This is a genomic window from Streptomyces sp. NPDC020965, from assembly GCF_044333555.1.
Classification (GTDB): Bacteria; Actinomycetota; Actinomycetes; order Streptomycetales; family Streptomycetaceae; genus Streptomyces.
The window spans coordinates 284,479-303,871 of sequence record NZ_JBIRRE010000008.1; the positions used below are offsets into that span (position 1 = coordinate 284,479).

Consider the following 19,393-nt stretch of genomic DNA (forward strand, 5'->3'; position numbering starts at 1 on the left):
TCACTTCTCGTTCTGCTGGAGGGCCTCGGCGAGGCTCGGCGCCTCCCGGTCCCGCTGGGACATCGACAGGGGCGGCAGCGGCCAGGGGATGGCCAGCTCCGGGTCGTCGAAGGCGATCGTCACGTCCTCGGTCGGATCGTGCGGGCGGTCGATCCGGTACGAGACGTCGGCGATCTCGGTCAGTGCCTGGAATCCGTGCGCGCACCCGGCCGGGATGTACAGGGTCTGCTGTGTCTCACCGGACAGCTCGAAGAAGGCCCGGTTGCGGTAGGTCGGCGAGTCCGTCCGCAGGTCCACGACGGCGTCGAAGATCCTCCCGTACGAGCACCGCACCAGCTTCGCCTCGCCGGCTCCGGAGCGCAGGTGGAGGCCGCGCAGCACCCCCCGGACCGAGCGGGACACGCTGTCCTGGACGAAGGCGTCCGGGTCGAGGCCCACCGAGCGGACCACGTCGGCGTCGAAGGTACGGCAGAAGAAGCCGCGCTCGTCGGCGTGGGACGGCGATTCGAACAGGTACGCGCCGGCGATCGCCGGGATTCCGGTCGCCTTCATGGAGTCTCCCGTAGGGCGTGGTCATGGGTGTGGTCGGTCGCCGGCGCCGCCTGAACTGCCGGAAACACAGCCGCGGTCAAGGCGGTGAACTGGTGCTCAAGGCGCCGGGTGGTGGTCAGGTTCCGCTCGGTGAGGGTCCGCCGCACGTCCGCCGCGCTCTGCTCCAGCGCCCGGAACTGTTCGAGCAGCCGGTCGGCGTCGACCTCGCGAGCCGGGTGGCAGTACGCGTCCAGACCCATCCGGGCCATGAGCGCGTCGCTCTTCGCCGCATAGCTGAGTGCGAGCGTCGGTGTGCCGACCTTCAGGGCGCAGAGCAGGTTGTGGTACCTGGTCGCCACCACGGAATCGGCGGCCGCCATCTCCTTCATCAGGTCGGCGAGCGAGGCCGTCTCGGCAGCGGTGACCAGCGGCGAGTCCACCGCGTCGAGGATCGCGGCGACCACCTGCGCGTCGACTTCGTCGCCGGTGAGCAGCCGGACCGGTCTGCCGTCCGCGACCAGCGCGCGGACGAACCGGGTCGTCCCGTCGAGGTAGCGCCGGTAGATCTCCTCGGCCCGGGCGCGGTCGTCGTTGCCGCCGCTGAAGGCCATGACGCCGACGCAGACCGGGCCCGGCCGGCCCGTGGGCGTGCTCGCCGGGGGCGTCGGCAGGGCGAAGGCGAGGTCCGGGTAGACCTCGTCACGCGCGGTGTCCACGCCCATCGCCCGCATCGCGTCGCGGGAGAGGGTGTCCCGGTACGAACGGTAGGTGGCCAGCCGCGCCGACCAGCGCACCAGGGCCCGGGTGGGCCGGCTGCGGATCGCGGCGGCGCCGACACTGACCAGCGCGACCCGGGTACCGAACAGCCGGCCGCTCGCGGAGAGCAGGAACAGCGCGTACGGAAAGCCCCAGGGCCGCAGCGGCAGCGTGGCCTCCAGAACGCCCATGCCCGGCACGATCACCACATCGTGCCGGCGCACCCAGGCGGCGGTGCGGAAGGCGTCGACGAGTTTGCCGAGGCCCTTCCCCGCGATCGCGCCCGCACGCGACGCGGTCCGGTACTCCCCGCGGTACCAGTGCAGCCGCGTCGCGGGGATCCGGTACCGGGTGGCGACGATCTCGGGTCCGCCGCACAGCGCGTCCACGACCGCGTCCGGGTGTGCGGAGCGGAGGTAGCCGAGCAGGGCCTCGAACGACCCGTCGTTGCCGAGGTTGCCGGAGCCGAGCAGGCCGAACACCCCGACGCGCAGCGGAATCCCGTTCGCGGACTTCATGCCCGCCTGCCTTCCCGGCCGGCGACGAGGGCGTCGACGGAGACGGTGAGCAGGCCCGGATCGACCGGGGCGCGGTCCTCAACCCGCTCGCCGGCGCCCGGCCGGCTCCGGCTGGCCATCCAGGAGACCAGGTGGCGGTAGCACGCACGCCGGTCGGCCGGGGACAACGGCGCCCGCCGGATCGCCGCGATGAAGCCCCAGACGTACTCGGCGAGCAGCCGGGGCGTCGGGTGCAGCAGGCCCGCCCGGCGCGGGTCCAGGTTGACGCACCGGGAGCGCTTGCTCGGGTTCGCCCGTTCGGCGCGGGTGGGATGGTCGCGGCGGAAGTACAGCAGCTCCGGCACCTGGTGGAAGGGCCCGTGCAGGCCGATCTCGGTGACGAACGTGCGGTCCGCGTGGTGGTAGCTGTCGTGCGGCTTCACCCGGCGCAGCACATCGGCCCGCATCACCCCGTAGAAGTCGTCACCGCCGGGCTCGAACAACATGCTGCGGAAGCGCTCCGGCGGGTGCGGCGAGTCGGTGGCGAGCCCGTACTCGTACGGGACCTTCACCTGCCCGTCGCCGTCGATGACCGCCTGGCCGGTGTGGGCGAGGACGGTGTCGGGCCGCTCGTCCAGCGCCTCCACGCAGCGCAGCAGCAGGTCCCGCGCGTACAGGTCGTCGTGCGACGCCCACTTGAACAGCTCGCCGCGGCACTCGGTGAACACGTAGTTGTGGTTCGGTGCGGCGCCGATGTTCCTGGGCAGCAGGATGTAGCGGATGCGCGAGTCCCGCGCGGCGTACCGGCGGCAGATGTCCCGGGTGCCGTCGGTCGATGCGTTGTCGGAGATGACGAGTTCGAAGTCGTCGTAGGTCTGGCCGAGCAGGGCGTCGAGCGATTCGGCCAGGTACTCCTCGCCGTTGTACACAGGCAGGCCGATGCTGAGCCGGGGTTGGGCGGTCATGGTGTCCTCACTTCGGGGATGGGGTTCTGGTGGCGCTCGCGCAGGGCGGACCGCAGTTGCAGCCACCACACGGCCGAGCCGCAGACGGTCGCGGCGGCGACGCCCCAGGCCGAGCCGACCGTGCCGGCGGCGACCGCCCCGCCGAGCCCACCGCTGACATAGCAGGCGGAGGCGATCAACTGGCAGCGCAGGCTGCGCCGGGCCGCTGCGAGGGCGCGCAGCCCGGCCGCCGCGCCGGTGCCGAGGCCGGCGCCCGCGACCCCGAGCGTGACCGGCACGATGAGCTCGGACGCGGCGTCCCAGACGCCGCCGAGTACGAGCTCCCCGGCCCGGTCCGGCACCAGCAGCAGCGCCGCGCCCCAGAGCAGCGCGGCGGCGGCCTGCCCGCCGCCCAACAGGAGGCAGAATCTGCCCAGCCGGTGCGGGGCCCGCCGCAGCACCCGTACCGCCTCCGGGACGGTGACCAACGACAGCCCCATCAGCACGGCGAGGAAGGGGCCGAGGAGGAGCTCGGCGCCCCGGACCACGCCCACCGCGCTGACCCCGACGATCGCGCCGAGCCCGTACGCCCGCAGTTGGCCGGCGCCGCTGACGCCGACGTTCTCGATCAGGTACCGGTAGCCGAGGTCACGGTGGTCGCGGAGCCACGCGCGCGCTCCGGTCAGCCGGGGCCGGATGCCGGACTGGAGGCAGCCGTATCCCGCGGCCACCGCGGCGGCCGCGCCCCAGGCGACGACGTAGGCGCCCACGCTGCCCACGCGGGCCGCCACCACCATGGCCGGGATGAGCGCGATGCCACCGAGGAGGTCGTTGACGAACGCCTTACGCCCGGTGCCAGCGGCGAAGAACGAGAACCGCCAGGCGTCCTGGAGCAGCAGCCCCGGCAGCACGACGCCGAGGCAGGCGAAGGCGGGCCCCACGCTGCCGCCGAGAGCCAACCCGACCACCAGGCACACCGCGCCGAGGGAGACACCGACGACGAGTGCGGTACCCGACGAGCGGGCCGTCGCCCCGCGCCAGGACGCGTCCGACACTCCGCTGAAGCGCACCACGAGCGGGTCGGTGGCCAGCCCCCGGGAGACGCTGAGCACCACGCCGTAGGTCACCCAGGCCAGGCTGAACACACCGAACGCGGCCAGCCCCAGCGAGCGGGCCACATAGATCCCCACCGCGAAGTTGGTCATGCTACAGACCGCCTGGTCGGCCAGTCCCCAGGAGAGCCGGCCGGCCAGGGCCCGTCGGGTGGTGGCTCCGGCCGGTCCGGCCGCCGGGGGGGCCGGGGTCGTCTTCTCCCTCCGGGTGGGCATCGGTGTCACGCCTTGATCAGCTCGGCGCCGCGCAGGGCGTCGGCCGCGACCGCGACGGTGTCGAACGGCAGCCCGGACCGCTCGGCGACGTCCAGCAGACTGTGCTCGCCGTCGGAGAGGTTGAGCACCCAGAGCATGGCCAGTTGGGCCTCTTTCGCGTCGCTGCGACCGCCGAGCGATGCGTACAGACCACGCCGGCCGAGCTGTGGTTCGCCGTAGGGGCTGAGGTTGAGATAGCGCCGGTTGCGGTCCAGCACGGAGAACGCCTCCTGGCAGACGGCGAGCGTGTCCGCCATCGCCTCCGGGGAGACGAAGTCCGGGTTGTCAGCCGAGGTGTGATATTCGGGGTAGCCGGCGTACGGGGTCCGGGTGAGCGAGCCCACACCGAGATCGAACCCGGGCGAGCAGAACTGTCGCTCGTCGTAGCCGTATGGAGTGAACTCGGCTACCCGGTGCGGGCGTTCGGTCACGCCCAGCACGTGCTGCACCACTCGGTCGATCTCCGCGTCGCCGCGCCTGCTCCGTTTGTACGTCAGTGGGCCCCGGTCACCGGCGCAGGCCAGCACCAGCCCGTGTTTGACCCGTTCCACCCGCTCCGCGTTGCGGGCCAGCCAGGTGATCGCCCCGATGGTGCCGGGCGCGAACAGGAACCGGTAGGTGTACCACGGCGTCGTCTCCGCCAGCGCCCGGGCCAGGAAGGCCGCCACCGCGATACCGGCCAGATTGTCGTTGGCCAGCGACGGGTGGCAGACATGGCAGGAGACGATCACCTCGTCGGGTACCTGCCCGGGGACGACGTGCTCGGCGTAGGTGAGGTGGCCGTCGGCGAGTGTGGAGTCGATGCGCACCTCGTACTCGCCATCCGGCAGCGCGTCCAAGGTCTCCTGGGCCAGGCAGAATCCCCATTCCGGCTGGTAGTAGCTGGTGCGGTAGGGCACCCAGGTCGGCTGGTCCGGCAGGGTGTGCAGATGTCCACGCAACTCGGCCAGTGACATGGTCGCCGACACCGGCAGGCTGTAGCCGAGCACATGCAGGCTGGACGCGGCGAAGTCAACGACCCGGTTGCCGGCGCTGTCGGCGATGTACGCGTCCCGGATGTTCCACTCCTGCGGCACCGTCCAGTCGAGCACCTGCGTCCCGGTCGGCACCTCGTGCACCTGTAAGGGAACGTACTCGCCGATGATGTCCAGGGTGGCGCGCACACCGTCGCCGGTGATGCTCCGGCACAGCGGGTACAGCCGCTCCACCAGCGCGTGCATCTGCTCGCCGACCGCGGTCATCGGCGCCACCGCAGGGTGTCGTCGACGGCGCCGGCGCCCTGCTGCTGGAGTGCCGCGCGCAGCACGGCCAGCCGGGTGAAGCGTTGCTCGAAGTCCTCCCGGGTCAGCCCGTGCTTCCGGTAGGCGTCGGCGAGTTCGAGCGCGCCCTGCTTCACCGTCCACGCGCAGTCGAAACCGGGCACCGCGGTGCGGAACCGGGAGAAGTCGACCCGGTACGACCGCGGATCGGCGCCGTTCTCCCCCGTGATCACCACGCGTGAGCCGGCCACCGCATCGGCGACCTGTTCGGCGATCTCGGCGACCGTGACGTTGTTGATCTCGCTGCCGATGTTGAACGCCCGGTCGTGCACCGCCTCCCGTGGCGCGGTCAGCGCCGCCGTGAAGGCCCGTGCGATGTCGGCCGCGTGCACCAGCGGGCGCCAGGGCGTCCCGTCGGACAGCACCAGCACCTCGCCGGAGAGGAGGGCGTGGCCCACCAGGTTGTTCAGCACGATGTCGGCGCGCAGCCGGGGCGAGAAGCCGAAGGCGGTGGCGTTGCGCATGTACACCGGGCTGAAGTCGCCGTCGGACAGCGCGTGCAGATCGTCCTCCACCCGCACCTTGGACTCCGCGTACGGCGTCACCGGGCGCAGCGGGGCGTCCTCGGCCACCAGGTCGTCACCGCCGGCGGCGCCGTACACCGAGCAGGTCGATGCGTAGAGGAAGCGTCGCACTCCGGCGTCGCGGGCCAGTTGGGCCAGCCGCACGGACGCATGGTGGTTGATGTCGTAGGTCAGCTCCGGCGCCAGCGCTCCCAGCGGGTCGTTGGAGAGCGCGGCGAGGTGGATCACGGCGTCCACCCCGGCCACGTGTTCGGCCGTGACATCGCGCAGGTCCACCCGGGCCCCCGGCGGGTCCGTGGGCGGTGGGCCCAGCACGCAGTCGGCGAACAGGCCGGAGTCCAGCCCGACGACCTCGTGGCCGGCGTCGGCGAGTACCGGGGCCATCACGGTGCCCAGATAGCCTTGGTGTCCGGTCAGCAGTACGCGCACGGTTCATCCCCCCAGATTGAGTGTGAGTTTGGTGACGGCGAACGCCTCGGCGTAGCGCGCGTGGCATTCGATGCCGCGGATCCGCGCGAGACCGAGGAATGCCTCCCGGTCGTACCAGGGCCGGTGCCGCTGCGAGGGGTAGTGGTCCTGCAGCAGCCGCACCTTCCGTTCGGCGATCTCCGGCGACAGCGGCTGGTACGCCGTCGGGCGGCCGAGGTCGCCGTCCCATTTGACGATCTCGTAGCCGAGCACGAGGTGGTCGCGGAAGGCGGTGGTCACCAGCTCGGCCAGGCCGCGGTGATCCTGGTGCGCGTCATCGGTGCGCGGGGCCAGCAGGAGATCCGGCTCGGTCTGCTCGCGCAGTTCCTCGATCGCGGCCTTGGCCTCGTCCCACTGCGCCGGCAGCCGGCCGTCCGTCAGTTTGAGCACGGTCAGGCGCAGGTCGGCGCCGGGGCAGAAGGCGGCGAGCGCGGCCTGCTCCTCCTGCTCCCGCTCGCCGCCACCGCCGGAGAGCACCAGCGCGTCGACGCGGATGCCCGGCCGGGCGAGGCACATCGTCAGCAGTGTGCCGCCGGCGCCGATGGCGATGTCGTCGCAGTGCGCGCCCACCGCGACGAGCCGGTCCGGGCTCCCGGCCCCGAGCCGGATCACGCGGTCCTCGCTTCGGCGCCGTCCCTGCTGCTGTGCTGATCCACCCTTGCCCCCGCGGCGTCCCGTTCCCACACGGCCCACGGGCGGTCGCCCCGGGCGTAGGCGGCGTCGAGCGCGGCCCGCTCCTTCACGGTGTCGGTGGGCTTCCAGAAGCCGCGGTGCTGGTGTGCCACCAGCCGTCCCCCCTTCGCGAGTTGGGTGCATCCGTCGGCGACCAGGTCCCCGTTCTCGGGGATGTGGTCGAAGACCTCCTGACGGAGCACGAAGTAGCCGCCGTTCTCCCACAGCGGCAGTTCGCTCACCGCGGTGATGCCTCCCACCAGACCGTCCTCGCCCAGGTCCACGCAGTGGAACGAGGACTGCGGGGGCACCACCATCATCGAACCGCCGGCGTCCCGCTGGGCGAACTGGTCGATCATCTCCGGCAGCGGGGCGTCGGTGAGCACATCGGCGTAGTTGGCGAGGAACATGTCGTCGCCCTCCAGATGGTGCCGCACCCGGCGCAGCCGTTCCCCGATCGGTGACTCGATACCGGTCTGGACGAAGGTGATCGTCCAGGCGGCGATGTCGGTGGAGAGCAGTTCGGTCCGTCCGTTGCGCAGTACGAAGTCGTTGGACGTCGTCTCCTCGTAGTTGAGGAAGTAGTTCTTGATGTGGTGGGCCCCGTATCCCAGGCACAGGATGAACTCCGTGTGCCCGAAGTGCGCGTAGTAGCGCATGACGTGCCAGATCAGCGGTCGGGCGCCGACCATCGCCATCGGCTTGGGTATGTCGTCGGACGCACCGCTGCGCATACGCAGCCCATATCCGCCGCAGAACAGTACGACCTTCATGCTGTGACCTCGACAATGCTCAGTTCCGGGATGGGGAAGACCAGCCGACCGCCCCAGGCGTGCACGAAGGACAGTTGCTCGATCAGCTCGGCCCGCAGGTTCCAGGGGAGGACGAGCACGTAGTCCGGCCTGTCGGTGCTGATCTGCTCGGGCGACAGGATCGGGATGCGGGTGCCCGGGGTGAACCTGCCGTGCTTGTAGGGGTTGCGGTCGACCGTGTACGGGAGCAGGTCGGGCCGGACACCGCAGTGGTTGAGCAGGGTGTTGCCCTTGCCCGGGGCGCCGTAGCCGACGACCGTCTCACCGCGTTCGGCCGCCTCGACGAGGAACCGCAGGAGGTCCCGGCGCACCTTGGCCACCCGGGCGGAGAACTCGGTGTACCCGGACAGCTCCTGGAGCCCGGCGGCCTTCTCCCGGTCCAGCACGTCGGCCACCCGGCCGGTCGGCTCGCCGGCCACCTCGGCCGGTCGGGCCCACAACCGGATGGAGCCGCCGTGCGTGGGCAGCAGCTCGACGTCCACGAGTGCGAGTCCGCCGCTCGCCAGCGCCCGGATCGCGGACGCGACCGTGTAGTACTGGAAGTGCTCGTGGTAGATCGTGTCGTACTGGTTCTCCTCGATCAGGGTCAGCAGGTGCTGCACCTCGATGGAGACCCAGCCGTCGTCGGCGACCAGGGCGCGCAGCCCCCGGGTGAACCCGACCACGTCGGGGATGTGCGCGTACACGTTGTTGGCCACGACCAGGTCGGCCGGGCCGTGCTCGGCACGGACGGCGGCGCCGGTGGCCGGGTCCAGGAACGCCGTGAGCGTGGGCACGCCCGCGTCCCGCGCCGCGGCACCGACGTTCACCGACGGCTCGACGCCGAGGCAGCGGATCCCGCGGTCCACCAGGTGTTTGAGGAGGTATCCGTCGTTGCTCGCGACCTCGACGACGAAGGCTTCCCTCTGCTGGGGGTCGAGACCCAGCCGCGGTACGGCGTCGGCGACGAACGTGCGCGCGTGCTCCACCCAGGAGGTCGAGTAGGAGGAGAAGTACGCGTACTGCGTGAACGTCTCCTCCGGGGTGATCAGCGGAGGGATCTGCGCGAGCCAGCAGTCGGTGCAGACCCGCAGGTGCAGCGGGTACGTCGGCTCCGGTTGGTCCAGTTGGTCCGCGGCGAGGAAGCTCTCGCACGGCGGGGTCGCTCCGAGATCGACGACGCTTGCCATCGCCGCCGAGCCGCAGAGTCGGCATCCTGTCATCTACTGCCCCCATCCTGCCCGCGCGGGTTCCCCCGCCGCGAGCCAGTTCCGTCCGCCACCGACGGCGGACTGTCCCCGCCGCCGGACCAACCCGCGATCGCGGTGCGGTACCCATCCACCAGACGCTCCAGCCCGACTGCCGGGCTGAAACCCTGTTCGTAACGGCGCCGGGCCGCCTGGCCCATCTCCTGGTTGCGGGCCGGCTCGGCCGTGATCCGGCGCAGGCAGGAGACGAGCGAGTCGGGCTCGCCCGGTCGATGCAGCAGCCCCGTCACCCCGTCGTCGATGAGTTCGACGAAGGCGCCGTGGCGGGCGGCGACGGCCGGGACCCCCGCCGCCATCGCCTCCGCGACCACCAGACCGAACGTCTCCAAGGCCGTCGACGGAGCGAGCACGGCGACCGACCGCGCGACGGCCTGTCGGCACTCCGCCGGGTCGTACAGGCCGACGTACCGCACATCGTCACGGCCCGCGGCCCAGGCGGTCACCTCATGCTCCAGTGGCCCCGCGCCGGCGATCACGAGCGGCACGCCCACCCCGCCGTCCGCGGCGATCTCGTCCCACGCGGCCATGAGCAGTGAGACGCCCTTGGCCTCCGCGAGCCGGCCGAGGAAGAGCAGATGTTCGCCGGCGCCCGTGCGGCGGGCGCCCGGGTCGGGGACGAAGTTGTGCTTCACCGACAGCCGCTCGGGGGGCATCCCGGCCCGCACCAGGACATCGCGCTGCGCCGCTGAGATGCAGAAGAACCGCTCGACGCCGGACCACCACCGCCGCCTGTTGATCGACAGGCTGACCGCGAGCGGCACCGTCGCCAGCCGGGAGTTCCGGTAGCAGCCGTGCCGGACGGCGGGCAGCGATGTCGCCGACCCGACGCACTCGGTGCACTGCCGGCCGTTCCGGTGCAGGGTGCCCGGCGGGCAGACCTGGGTGTAGTTGTGCAGTGTGGCGACGGTGGGCACGCCGGCGTCGGCGCAGGCCGCCAGCACCGCGGGCGACAGCAGCGGGAAGACGTTGTGGATGTGCACCACGTCCGGGCGGTCGCTGCGGAGCCGGGCGGTGAGCTCCGTGCGGACCGCCGGGTTCCACGGCACGAGGAGCGGCACCGCGACCTTGCCCAGCAGGGACCGGGCGGCGATGTCGTCGCTGCGCCGCTCGAAGACCTCGACCCGGTGGCCGGCCGCACGCAGCAGCCCCACCTCTTCGTCGACCACCCTGTTCTCTCCGCTCGGCTGCGCCGAGGAGTAGCGGTTGTGCACCACGAGGACGTGCATACTCATGTCACCTCCGGTCCCATCGCGGGATACGTCGTCGGGGAACTGCGCTTGTCGAGAGGGACGTGGCCGTGGCGGGTGCCGCCAGCAGTGCGGCGGCCAGGGCCAGATGGAGCAGATACGGCGAGGCGTCGCCAAGACCGGCCTCGGTGTACGACGAGATGGCGCAGTAGCTGATCAGGAAGAGCGCGCAGGCCCTCGGCAGCGACGGTGGCCGCAGCAACGCGACGCCGCCCAGCACGATGATGATCGCCGCCACGATGGTGACGCCGATCAGGCCCTGTTCGTGGTAGGCGGCCAGCCAACTGTTGTCGATCGGCAGCCCGCCGAACGACTTGTCGCCCAGGCCCACGCCGAACACCTTCTCCCCGGTCGTCCGGGGCGCCGCCAGCAGGGCGTCCCAGACCGTGGCCCGGCCGGTGAGGTTGGAGAAGCTCTCCTGGCTCTGCCCGCGCAGGAACCACGCCTGGAGTGCGGAGCTGAACGCCACCGCGGCCACCCCGGCGCACAGCACCGTCCAGGTGAAGAACCGGCGGGCGGCGGCGCTGGTCAGGATGAGCGAGCCGATCGCCAGCGCCAACCCGACGAGCAGGCCGAGCGTGGCCGTCCGGGTATGGGTCAACGCGAGCAGGACGAGTGTCGGGATGATGATCACCGCCGCGCTGGCCCCGGTGGTCCGGCGGCCCAGCAGGAGCAGCACGGTGAGCCCGATGATCACCGCGGAGTACTGTCCGATCTGCGGCGGGGTGAGCGGCCACAACGCGCCGACCAGCCGCCCGCCGTAGTACTCGGGCATGGCCACGCCCGGTGCGACGATCAGGCCCGCGGCCACCGACCCGAGCACCGCGAAGTACATCCGTATGTGGTACCTGACGAACGTCAGACTGCCGTCCCACCAGCGGCTGAGCAGCCACAGCGTGCCGACGAAGAGAGCCAGCCGGGTGCAGCGGAACAGCGCGCCGTAGCCGACCTCCAGGTTCGCGCTGGAGATCACGCTCGGCACCAGGAGCAGGGTGAGCAGGAACACGAAGGCGCTGGCCCGGACGCGCAGCCGGAGATTGAGCGCCAGGGCCAGCGCGAACGCGGCGACCAGTGCGCCCATGGTGGCCATCTGGATGAGGGAGCGCGGCAGCGGGATGACGGTCTTCGCCCCGGCCGAGCCGAGCGTGTTGAGGGCCAGCAGCGCCCAGACGATCCCGACGGCCTTGGGTGTGCCGGCCGGGCGTGGTTCGGCGGCGGGCCGGGTGCCCGCCGTGTCCGGCCCCGAGGGCCCGCCGCGCATCAGGTCTCCGCCCATCTCAACCACCGGCCCTCGGGTCGAAGGTGCTGCCCGCGTCCTGCCGGTACGGCGGGCCCTGCCACTGCACGGTGTCGAGCTTCCGGCTCGGGTCGTTGGCGACGAAGCTCCACGGTCCGCGGTAGACGTTGTCGTGCCAGCGGTTGTGCTGCTTGTGGGTGATGGACTCGGCCACCCGCTTGCCCTGGTACGGCGACCAGTCCGGATAGGTGCCGTAGTTGGCCAGCACCGCCATGCGGCCGCACTCCACCGTGCACTCGACGACGGACGGGTCCAGTACGAAGCGGTTGCCGTGGATCTCCACCCGCTGGGTCTTCCACCGGCAGTCGGCGTAGAGCGGTGCGGTGGCGATCGCGGGCTGCGCGCAGCGGTCGGTCCCCTTCACCAGCAGGGTGCAGTAGCCGGTCGAGGTGTTGGCCGGGCTGTTGCAGAACCGGTCGGCGTTCTCCCACAGGGTGATCCCGGACCAGTTGTTCTCCAGCACGTTCCGATAGATCTCGATCTTGTCCGTGCGGGCCGGGATCCGTGGTTCGCCGCCGGCCTCGGACACGTAGATGGTTGCGTACGGGAAGTCGTCACCGCGGTCGGCGTACTTGCGGCCCTCGACCCAGTTGTTCCGTCGGATCGTGTTGTGCCGGATGACCGCGTTGTAGCTGGTCTCGTACATCAGCGCGGCACCGTCGTTGGCCTCCAGCAGATTGCCCTCGATGCGGAAGTCGTTGTTGTTGTTGTCCGCCCATAACCCGGCTCCGCGGTTGTCGTGCACCCAGTTGCCGCGTACGTCGGCGCCGTTGACGGCCCAGAACTTGACGCCTCCGGTACAGCCGCAGCCCGGCCGGCGCCGCTCCCAGTCGTCGGTGTTGTTGCCCACGATCTCGTTGCCCTCGACCACCAGGCCGCGGATGGAGTCGCCGGTCTTGTAGGCGTTCATTCCGTACTGACCGTTTCCGCGCAGGCAGCTTGCGCGGACCGCCTGCCGAGCACCGGCCATCAGTCCGGCGCCGGAGTTGTACTGGATCGTCGCATGCTCGATCACCCACCCGTCGGCCATGTCGTGGTTGACGACGCCCTCGTTGTGCGGCGCGACGAAACCCTGCACGGTCAGGTGGCGGATGGTGACGTCGGGGTCGGTGCCGCTGAACGCGTACTGGTTGACCTTCCGGCCGTCGAGCACCGCGCCCGGCGCGCCGAGGTAGCGGTTCCCCTTCTTGGTCATGACCTGGGCATAGCGGTCCGGCTCCAACCTGTGCTTGCCCGGTCGAAGCCAGAACGTGGTGTTCGGGGGGCTGCTCCGGGTCTTCGCGGCCAGGTCACCGACGACCGCGGGGTCGACCGTCACCGCGCCTGCCGGCGCCTTCGTCGGTCCGGTCGCGGGCTGGGCACAGACCCGGGCCACCGACGTGGGCGGCGTGGCGGTCGGCTCCGCCTGGGGGGCCGGCGTGCTCACACAGCCGGTCGCCAGCAGCGCCGGCGCGGCCACCGGCACCGCCCACTTCCGCCACTTGATCCCCACGCGTCCCCCTCAGCCCTTTCTTGTGGATCCCGTACGCCCCGGCACACCGCGTCTAGGTCGGGTCGTGCCGGGCCCGCGCGCCCCGGCACCGCGTCTCATCGCGGAACCTGAGTACGGTGGTGAACTCGCCCACCGGCGCCGCGCCGTCGGCGAAGCCGGTGCCGACCAGCGTGGTGGCGGGTTCCTTGCGCCCGAAGCCGGCGGAGTACCAGCCCAGCGGCGGGTCGGTCTCGCCGCGATGCGCCCGCCAGGTCAGTTGCTCGGGCAGGTCGAGCACCGCGGAGCGATCCTCGCCGTCCCGGGTCCAGGTGAGCACCGCCCGGTTGCCCACCAGCTCAGCGGCGATCGCCGGCCCGAGGTGGAACGCCAGCCGCGCGGCCCGGCGCGGGCCGCGCACCTCGTCGACCACGCGCAGCTCCTGGCTCGCGGCGGTCAGCTCCACCCGGCGGCGGTGCACCGAGCGCTGGTATCCGTCGTGCTCGGCGCACCAGCGGGCCGTCCCCCCGGCGGAGGCGTCGGACGTGTCCGCGACCAGGACGCGGCTGCGGGCGTGCCGGGTCCACAGGAACGGGCCACCGGAGGCGGACTGGTCAGCGCCGTCCAGTTGCAGGGTGTTGTGACCGAGGGTCGACCGGAAGTACTGCCGCCACTCGGGCTGCCCGTGGTAGCAGAACGTCCCCGGGTCGGCGAGCACGTCGACCCCGTCGTGCCGGACCTCCACGGACAGCGCGTCCGCGTGGGCGTGCGCGGCGATGGACAGGAAACCGTGCGGACCACCGTCGCAGCGGCACCAGATGTCCCCCGGGCCGCGCAGGATGGTCATGCCCGCGTCGGCGAAGTGGTTCGGGCGGCCCGGCGGGCGGGGCTCGGCCGGTGCCGTGGGTCGGATGAGCGCGGCCAGCAGCGGGGTGCGCACATCGGTGCCGGTCACCGCCGGCCACCAGTCGAGTCGGCCGAAGACGGCGTCCCCGGTGGCCAGGAGCGAGGCCCAGCGGTTGGTGCCCGCGCCGTCCACGACCAGGCCGTGTCCATCGTCCGCGTCCCCTTGGCGCGGCGGCCGTAGCCGGCCGTCGACGATGGCCGCGAGCGCGTCGGTCATGCGCAGCAGCACCGGTCGGATGGACCCGGGCACCGGCACGCCGGCGGCGTCCGCCTCGGCCACCGCGGCCAGGCCGAGCTCCAGCACGAGTCCGTGATACTCGGTGGCCAGCTCGCGGTTGAGGCCGGAGTCGAAGGTATTGCCGCCCAGGTGTCGCTCCAGCGACCGCAGTGCGTCGGCCCGCCACCCCGCCGATGCGGGGAACCAGCCGAATGCGCAGGCCGCGGCGGCCTGCCCGGCGGCCTCGGCGATGATGTGGTTGTTCGCCGAGGAGCCCCGGCTGGGGAAGGCGGCCAGCCAGCGCTGGTGGTGCCAGATCTGTTGGAGCGCCACCGGATTGCCCTCGAACAGCCCGGCCGCGCCCGGCCAGCCGTCGAGCAACCGGCGGACCCACACCCAGGAGAGCAGCCGGATCCCCAGCTCGATGCCGCTGATCCAGTGCACTCCGCGCAGCGGCGGGTTGGCCGTCCACCACGACCGCAGGTGCTCGGCCACTCGCTCGGCGTACCGCTCGTCCCCGGTGATCGCGTAGGCGGCCGCGAGCACGGTGAGGTACTGGTGCCGGGACAGCTCCCAGATCTGTTTGATGTCCCCGGCCGCTTCCTCGCTCCGGTACGGCACGTCGAAGGCGTAGCCCCACGGTGCCCGGCGCCCCGTCTTCGGGTCATACCGCCAGTCCGGGTCGACCAGGTCGTCGCGGGCCACCCCGAAGTAGGTGACGTGCCCGGCCATCAGCCGGTCCGCCTCGGCGATGAGTCGCTTCGCGGCGTCCGGTGGCACCGTGGCAATCGTCCCGGCGGGCAGTACCGCGGTGAACCGGGCGCCGGTCACGGTCGGGCCGTCCGGCTGCGCCGACCGCCAACGCCGTCTGCGCACCGCGTCGGTCACCCGGCCGCCGATCTCCCGCGGTCCCATCCGGGACAGCCGCCGCAGGTACCAGCCCACCGGCGTGCTCGTGGCCATCACGCCCTCGCCAACGTCACCGGCGCGCCGCCGACCAGGCCGGCCTGTACCGCGAGGGTGGCCGCCGTGGTGGCAACCAGCGACTCCAGCGGCACCGGCATCGGTCCGCCGGTCCGTACCGCCTTGAGGAAAGCGTCCAGCTCGGCGCGCTGGCCCTTGTCACGGGCCTTGGACAGCCGCGGGCTGGTCCACCGCTTGCGGCCGTAGACCGAGGCACGGACGAAGTCGTCGAGGCGCAGCACCTTGCCGTCCGCAATCAGGTCCAGCGTCTCCTTGGGATAGCTCGCCGGGCCGCTGGTGACATAGCTGAGGGTGGCGGTGGACCCACCCGGGTAGCGCAGCACGACCTGGAGGTCACCACCGCCCTCGTCGCCGGAGGTGGCGACCGCGTACACCGAGACCGGGTCGGCCGCGAGCAGCCAGCTCACCGTGTCGATGAAGTGTCCGCCCTCACCGGCGAACCGCGAGCCCTCGCTGTCCTGTTGGAGGTACCAGCTACCGTGCTCCAGCCGGCCCGCGTTGACCAGGTAGCGGACGCTCGCCGGGCCGGTCCGGACGCCGAACTGCTTCCTGGCCTGCCGCAGCAGCGGCGCGAACCGGCGGTTGAAGCCCACCTGGATCCGGTCGTTGCCGGACTCCTCCACCGCCGCCAGCACGCCGGTCAGCTCGTCCTCGGTGAGCGCCAACGGCTTCTCCACGAACACCGTCTTGCCGGCCAGCAGCGCCCTCCGGGTCAGTTCGGCGTGCGAGCTGTGCCGGGTGACCACGAACACCGCGTCGATGGACGGATCGCCGAGCGCGGCGTCGAGATCGGTGGTGGCCTCCGCGAAGCCGAACTTCCGCTGCGCGTTGACCGCGGACAGCGCCGTCGTGGTGACGACGGTGGACAACTCGACGCCGTCGCGACCGGCCAGGTGCGGCAGCAGCATCGACGTCGCGTAGTTCCCCGCGCCGACGAACGCCAGCCGCACCGGCGCCGTGGCGGACCGGGCCGGGGTGGCGGCTCCGCCACCGCGTCGCACCGCGGGCACGGCCACCACCGGTGGGTCCGTCTTGGCCGGGTGTTCGGCGGCACCGGGGTAGCGGAACAGCACGGCCACGGCCTTCAGGTCGCCGTCCTTCAGGCGCTGGTACGTCTCGACGGCGTCATCGAAGTCGGCGATATGGGAGACCAGCGGCTCCACATCGACGCGACCGAGGGCGAGGAGATCGAGGAAGCACGCCAGGTTCCGGCGCTCGGTCCAACGCACATAGCCGATCGGGTAGTCCCGCCCCTCCAGCTCGTACGACGGGTCGTACCGCCCGGGGCCGTACGAACGGGAGAACCGGACGTCGAGCTCCTTCTCGTAGTACGCGTTCCACGGCAGGTCCAGGCGGCACTTGCCGATGTCGATGACCCGGCCGCGGTCCCGGCTCATCCGGGCGGCCAGCTCGACGGGTTGGTTACTGGCGCCACCGGCGGCCAGGTACACCTGGTCCACGCCGTGACCGTTGGTCAGCTCGGCGACGGAGCTCGCCACGGCCGCGGAATCGGGCGCGCCGCAGGCCGCGGCGCCCAGCCGCTCGGCCAGCTCACAGCGGACCGGGTCGGGGTCGACCCCGACGACCCGGACTCCCGAGGCGGCCAGCAACTGCACCACCAACTGCCCGATCAGCCCGAGGCCGATGACCAGTGCCACATCGCCGAGCTGTGACTCGCCGCGGCGGACGCCCTGCAAGGCGATCGACCCCACGGTGCCGAAGGCCGCGTGCTGCGGCGCGAGGCCGTCCGGCACCCGGGCGTAGAGGTTCTTCGGCACCCAGTTCAGCTCGGCGTGCAATGCGTGCTCATTGCCGGCGCAGGCGACCAGGTCACCGACCGACACATCGTCGATCCCGGTGCCGACCTGCTCGACCACCCCGCACAGCGAGTAGCCCAGCGGTGTGTAGGAGTCCAGCTTGCCCATCACCTTGCGGTAGGTGGCGGGCACTCCGTTGGTGGCCACGCTCTGCACCACCTTGGCCACCTGGTCCGGCCGGGAGCGGGCCTTGCCCAGCATCGACATGCCGGCCTCGGACACCTTCATGAGCTCGGTCCCGGTGGAGATCAGCGAGTATCCGCTGCGGACCAGTACACCGTCCGGCTTGCACCCCGGCACCGGTACGTCGAGCAGCGCCAGCTCGCCACTCTTGTAGTTCTGCACAACCTGTTTCACCCGAGCTCCTCTTGTTTCTGCATTCCACGCCGTCAAGCCGTCTGGTTCTGGCCGGAGCCAGAAGTCGCACTGCGGTACCAGTACTCAAGGGTCAGCACATGCCACAGATGCTTGGAGAAGTCCCGGTGCCCGGCGGCGTCCTCGGCGACGAGCCGCGCCAGCGCTTCGCGGCGCAGGAACCCGGAACGCACGAGTACGCCGTCGTTGACCACCTCGCGCACCAGCGGCGCCAGATCCCGGCTCATCCAGGCCCGCAGCGGGGCGCTGAACAGGCCCTTGGGCCGGTAGACGATCTCCCGGGGCAGGATCGAGGTGGCCGCCTCCTTGAGGACCGCCTTGCTCTGCCGTCCGACGATCTTGCGATCACCGGGCAGGGCGAACGCCGCCTTGACCACCTCGACGTCCACGTACGGCACGCGCACCTCGGTCGACGCGGCCATGCTCGACCGGTCCGTGTAGGCGAGGTTCAGGCCCGGCAGGAACATCCGGGCGTCGCCCAGGCACATGCGGTTGACGAAGTCGTCGAGGTCGTTGTCCTGGTAGACGTCGGCATGCTCGGTCAGCACGTCATCGACCGTCCCGGCCAGATCCGGGTTGACCAGGGCGAGCAGTTCCTGCTGGTCGTACATGGTGTAGCTGCGCCGGAACGCGGTCTCCTCCGACAGATCGGCGAAGGAGAGGAACCGCTTCGCGAACCGCACCGACCGGTACCCCCGGCGGGACGTGGCGACCGGCAGCCGGTCCACGGTCGCGGACAGGCCGCGCCGCAGGGGCCGCGGGATGCGCTGGTAGCGCAGCGCGAGCAGATTGGCCAGGTGCTTGCGGTACCCGGCGAACAGTTCGTCGGCGCCCATCCCCGAGAGCATCACCTTGACCCCGGCCTCCCGGGCGGCCGAGCAGATCAGGAAGGTGTTGATCGCGGCGGGGTCGCCGATCGGCTCATCCAGGTGGTACGTCATCTGCGGCAGCAGGTCGAGCACCTGCGGAGCGATCTCGATCTCATGCAGGTCGACGCCGAACCGCTCGGCCACCTGCCGGGCATAGCGCAGATCGTCGGGCATCGCCTCGAACTTGGCGTCCTCGGGGCGGAACGCGATCGTGTACGCGGAGATCCCGGGCTGCTGGCGGGCGGCCAGCGCGGTCAGGTAGCTGGAGTCCAGCCCGCCGGAGAGGAAGGTCGCCACCGGTACGTCGGAGAGCAGGTGCCGCCGGTTCGACTCCTCGACGACGGCGGCCAGGTCCGGCCGCTCGCCGCTGCGGGCCCGTTCCTGACCTTCGCTGGCGACGTCCCGGAGGTTCCAGAACCGCCCGCGGTCCACCCGGCCGTCGGGCCGGCATCGCAGCCAGCTCCCCGGCGGCAACTTCTCCGCCTCGCGGAACGCGCAGCGCGAGTCCGGCACCCAGTAGTAGAGCAGCGAGGCCACCAGTGCCGCATGGTCCACCTCCAGCGATCCGCCGGTCGCGGCGGCGAGCGCCTTGAGCTCGGAGGCGAACATCAGGCCCGACCCCCGCCGGAGCAGGAACAGCGGTTTGATGCCGAGCTGGTCGCGGGCGAGCACCAGTTCACCGGTTCGCTCGTCGAACACCGCGAACGCGAACATGCCGCGCAGCCGGGGCAGGCAGTCCGTGCCCCAGCGCCGCCATGCCTCCAGCAGCACCTCGGTGTCGGAGGTACCGCGGAAGCGCACCCCGGCGGCGGCCAACTCGGCGCGCAGTTCGGGCGCGTTGTAGAGCTCGCCGTTGTAGGTGAGGGCGAGGCCGCCGGAGACCATCGGCTGGGCGCCGGTCTCGGACAAGTCGATGATGGCCAGCCGACGGTGCCCGAGGTGCACTTCGGCGTCACCCGCGGAGTGGCTGTACCGGCCCGCTCCATCCGGGCCGCGGTGGGCGAGGACATCGGTGAGCCGGTCGGTCACGACCTTCCCGTCCGGCCATCGGTACGTGCCTGCGATGCCACACATGT

General features: G+C 71.6%; 15 protein-coding genes. All 15 read right to left on the minus strand.

Annotation, left to right across the window (positions count from 1 at the left end; translation table 11 throughout):
- Genes ACH4S7_RS24375 through asnB form a run of 15 tightly spaced genes read right to left on the minus strand, consistent with a single transcriptional unit; the run spans position 1 to position 19,391 of the window.
- Positions 1 to 552: a dTDP-4-dehydrorhamnose 3,5-epimerase family protein gene (locus ACH4S7_RS24375; RefSeq protein WP_398523376.1), complete on the minus strand. Its 552-nt coding sequence runs from the start codon at positions 550 to 552 to the stop codon at positions 1 to 3.
- The gene (locus ACH4S7_RS24380; protein WP_398523377.1) at positions 549 to 1,805 is read right to left on the minus strand and encodes a polysaccharide pyruvyl transferase family protein; all 1,257 of its coding nucleotides are present in this window, start codon (positions 1,803 to 1,805) and stop codon (positions 549 to 551) included. Before ACH4S7_RS24380 ends, ACH4S7_RS24375 begins: the two co-directional genes overlap by 4 nt.
- A complete protein-coding gene (locus ACH4S7_RS24385) occupies positions 1,802 to 2,749 on the minus strand; it encodes a glycosyltransferase family 2 protein (RefSeq protein WP_398523378.1) in 948 nt (315 codons plus the stop codon). The genes ACH4S7_RS24380 and ACH4S7_RS24385 overlap by 4 nt, the downstream gene beginning before the upstream one ends.
- Positions 2,746 to 4,056 (minus strand): hypothetical protein, encoded by a 1,311-nt coding sequence (locus ACH4S7_RS24390; RefSeq protein WP_398523379.1) that lies wholly within the window; start codon positions 4,054 to 4,056, stop codon positions 2,746 to 2,748. The genes ACH4S7_RS24385 and ACH4S7_RS24390 overlap by 4 nt, the downstream gene beginning before the upstream one ends.
- 5 nt (positions 4,057 to 4,061) lie before the next feature.
- Complete coding sequence (locus tag ACH4S7_RS24395; RefSeq protein ID WP_398523380.1) at positions 4,062 to 5,345, minus strand: DUF4910 domain-containing protein; 1,284 nt, start codon at positions 5,343 to 5,345, stop codon at positions 4,062 to 4,064.
- Positions 5,333 to 6,367, minus strand: a complete 1,035-nt coding sequence (locus ACH4S7_RS24400; RefSeq protein ID WP_398523381.1) for an NAD-dependent epimerase/dehydratase family protein — start codon at positions 6,365 to 6,367, stop codon at positions 5,333 to 5,335. The genes ACH4S7_RS24395 and ACH4S7_RS24400 overlap by 13 nt, the downstream gene beginning before the upstream one ends.
- A gap of 3 nt (positions 6,368 to 6,370) precedes the next feature.
- Complete coding sequence (locus ACH4S7_RS24405) at positions 6,371 to 7,018, minus strand: PIG-L deacetylase family protein (protein ID WP_398523382.1); 648 nt, start codon at positions 7,016 to 7,018, stop codon at positions 6,371 to 6,373.
- Positions 7,015 to 7,851, minus strand: coding sequence for a glucose-1-phosphate cytidylyltransferase (locus ACH4S7_RS24410; protein WP_398523383.1), 837 nt, complete (start codon positions 7,849 to 7,851; stop codon positions 7,015 to 7,017). The genes ACH4S7_RS24405 and ACH4S7_RS24410 overlap by 4 nt, the downstream gene beginning before the upstream one ends.
- Entirely contained in the window at positions 7,848 to 9,092 is a 1,245-nt protein-coding gene (locus ACH4S7_RS24415) for a class I SAM-dependent methyltransferase (protein ID WP_398523384.1), read from the minus strand. The genes ACH4S7_RS24410 and ACH4S7_RS24415 overlap by 4 nt, the downstream gene beginning before the upstream one ends.
- Complete coding sequence (locus ACH4S7_RS24420; protein ID WP_398523549.1) at positions 9,089 to 10,363, minus strand: glycosyltransferase family 4 protein; 1,275 nt, start codon at positions 10,361 to 10,363, stop codon at positions 9,089 to 9,091. Before ACH4S7_RS24420 ends, ACH4S7_RS24415 begins: the two co-directional genes overlap by 4 nt.
- Positions 10,364 to 10,370: 7 nt before the next feature.
- Positions 10,371 to 11,660: an O-antigen ligase domain-containing protein gene (locus ACH4S7_RS24425; protein WP_398523385.1), complete on the minus strand. Its 1,290-nt coding sequence runs from the start codon at positions 11,658 to 11,660 to the stop codon at positions 10,371 to 10,373.
- Position 11,661: 1 nt separating this feature from the next.
- Positions 11,662 to 13,173, minus strand: a complete 1,512-nt coding sequence (locus ACH4S7_RS24430) for a right-handed parallel beta-helix repeat-containing protein (RefSeq protein ID WP_398523386.1) — start codon at positions 13,171 to 13,173, stop codon at positions 11,662 to 11,664.
- Positions 13,174 to 13,225: 52 nt separating this feature from the next.
- Positions 13,226 to 15,235 (minus strand): alginate lyase family protein, encoded by a 2,010-nt coding sequence (locus ACH4S7_RS24435; protein WP_398523387.1) that lies wholly within the window; start codon positions 15,233 to 15,235, stop codon positions 13,226 to 13,228.
- Positions 15,235 to 17,430 (minus strand): bi-domain-containing oxidoreductase, encoded by a 2,196-nt coding sequence (locus ACH4S7_RS24440; protein ID WP_398523388.1) that lies wholly within the window; start codon positions 17,428 to 17,430, stop codon positions 15,235 to 15,237. The genes ACH4S7_RS24435 and ACH4S7_RS24440 overlap by 1 nt, the downstream gene beginning before the upstream one ends.
- A gap of 32 nt (positions 17,431 to 17,462) precedes the next feature.
- Positions 17,463 to 19,391, minus strand: coding sequence for an asparagine synthase (glutamine-hydrolyzing) (gene asnB, locus ACH4S7_RS24445; protein WP_398523389.1), 1,929 nt, complete (start codon positions 19,389 to 19,391; stop codon positions 17,463 to 17,465).
- Positions 19,392 to 19,393 lie beyond the last annotated feature (2 nt).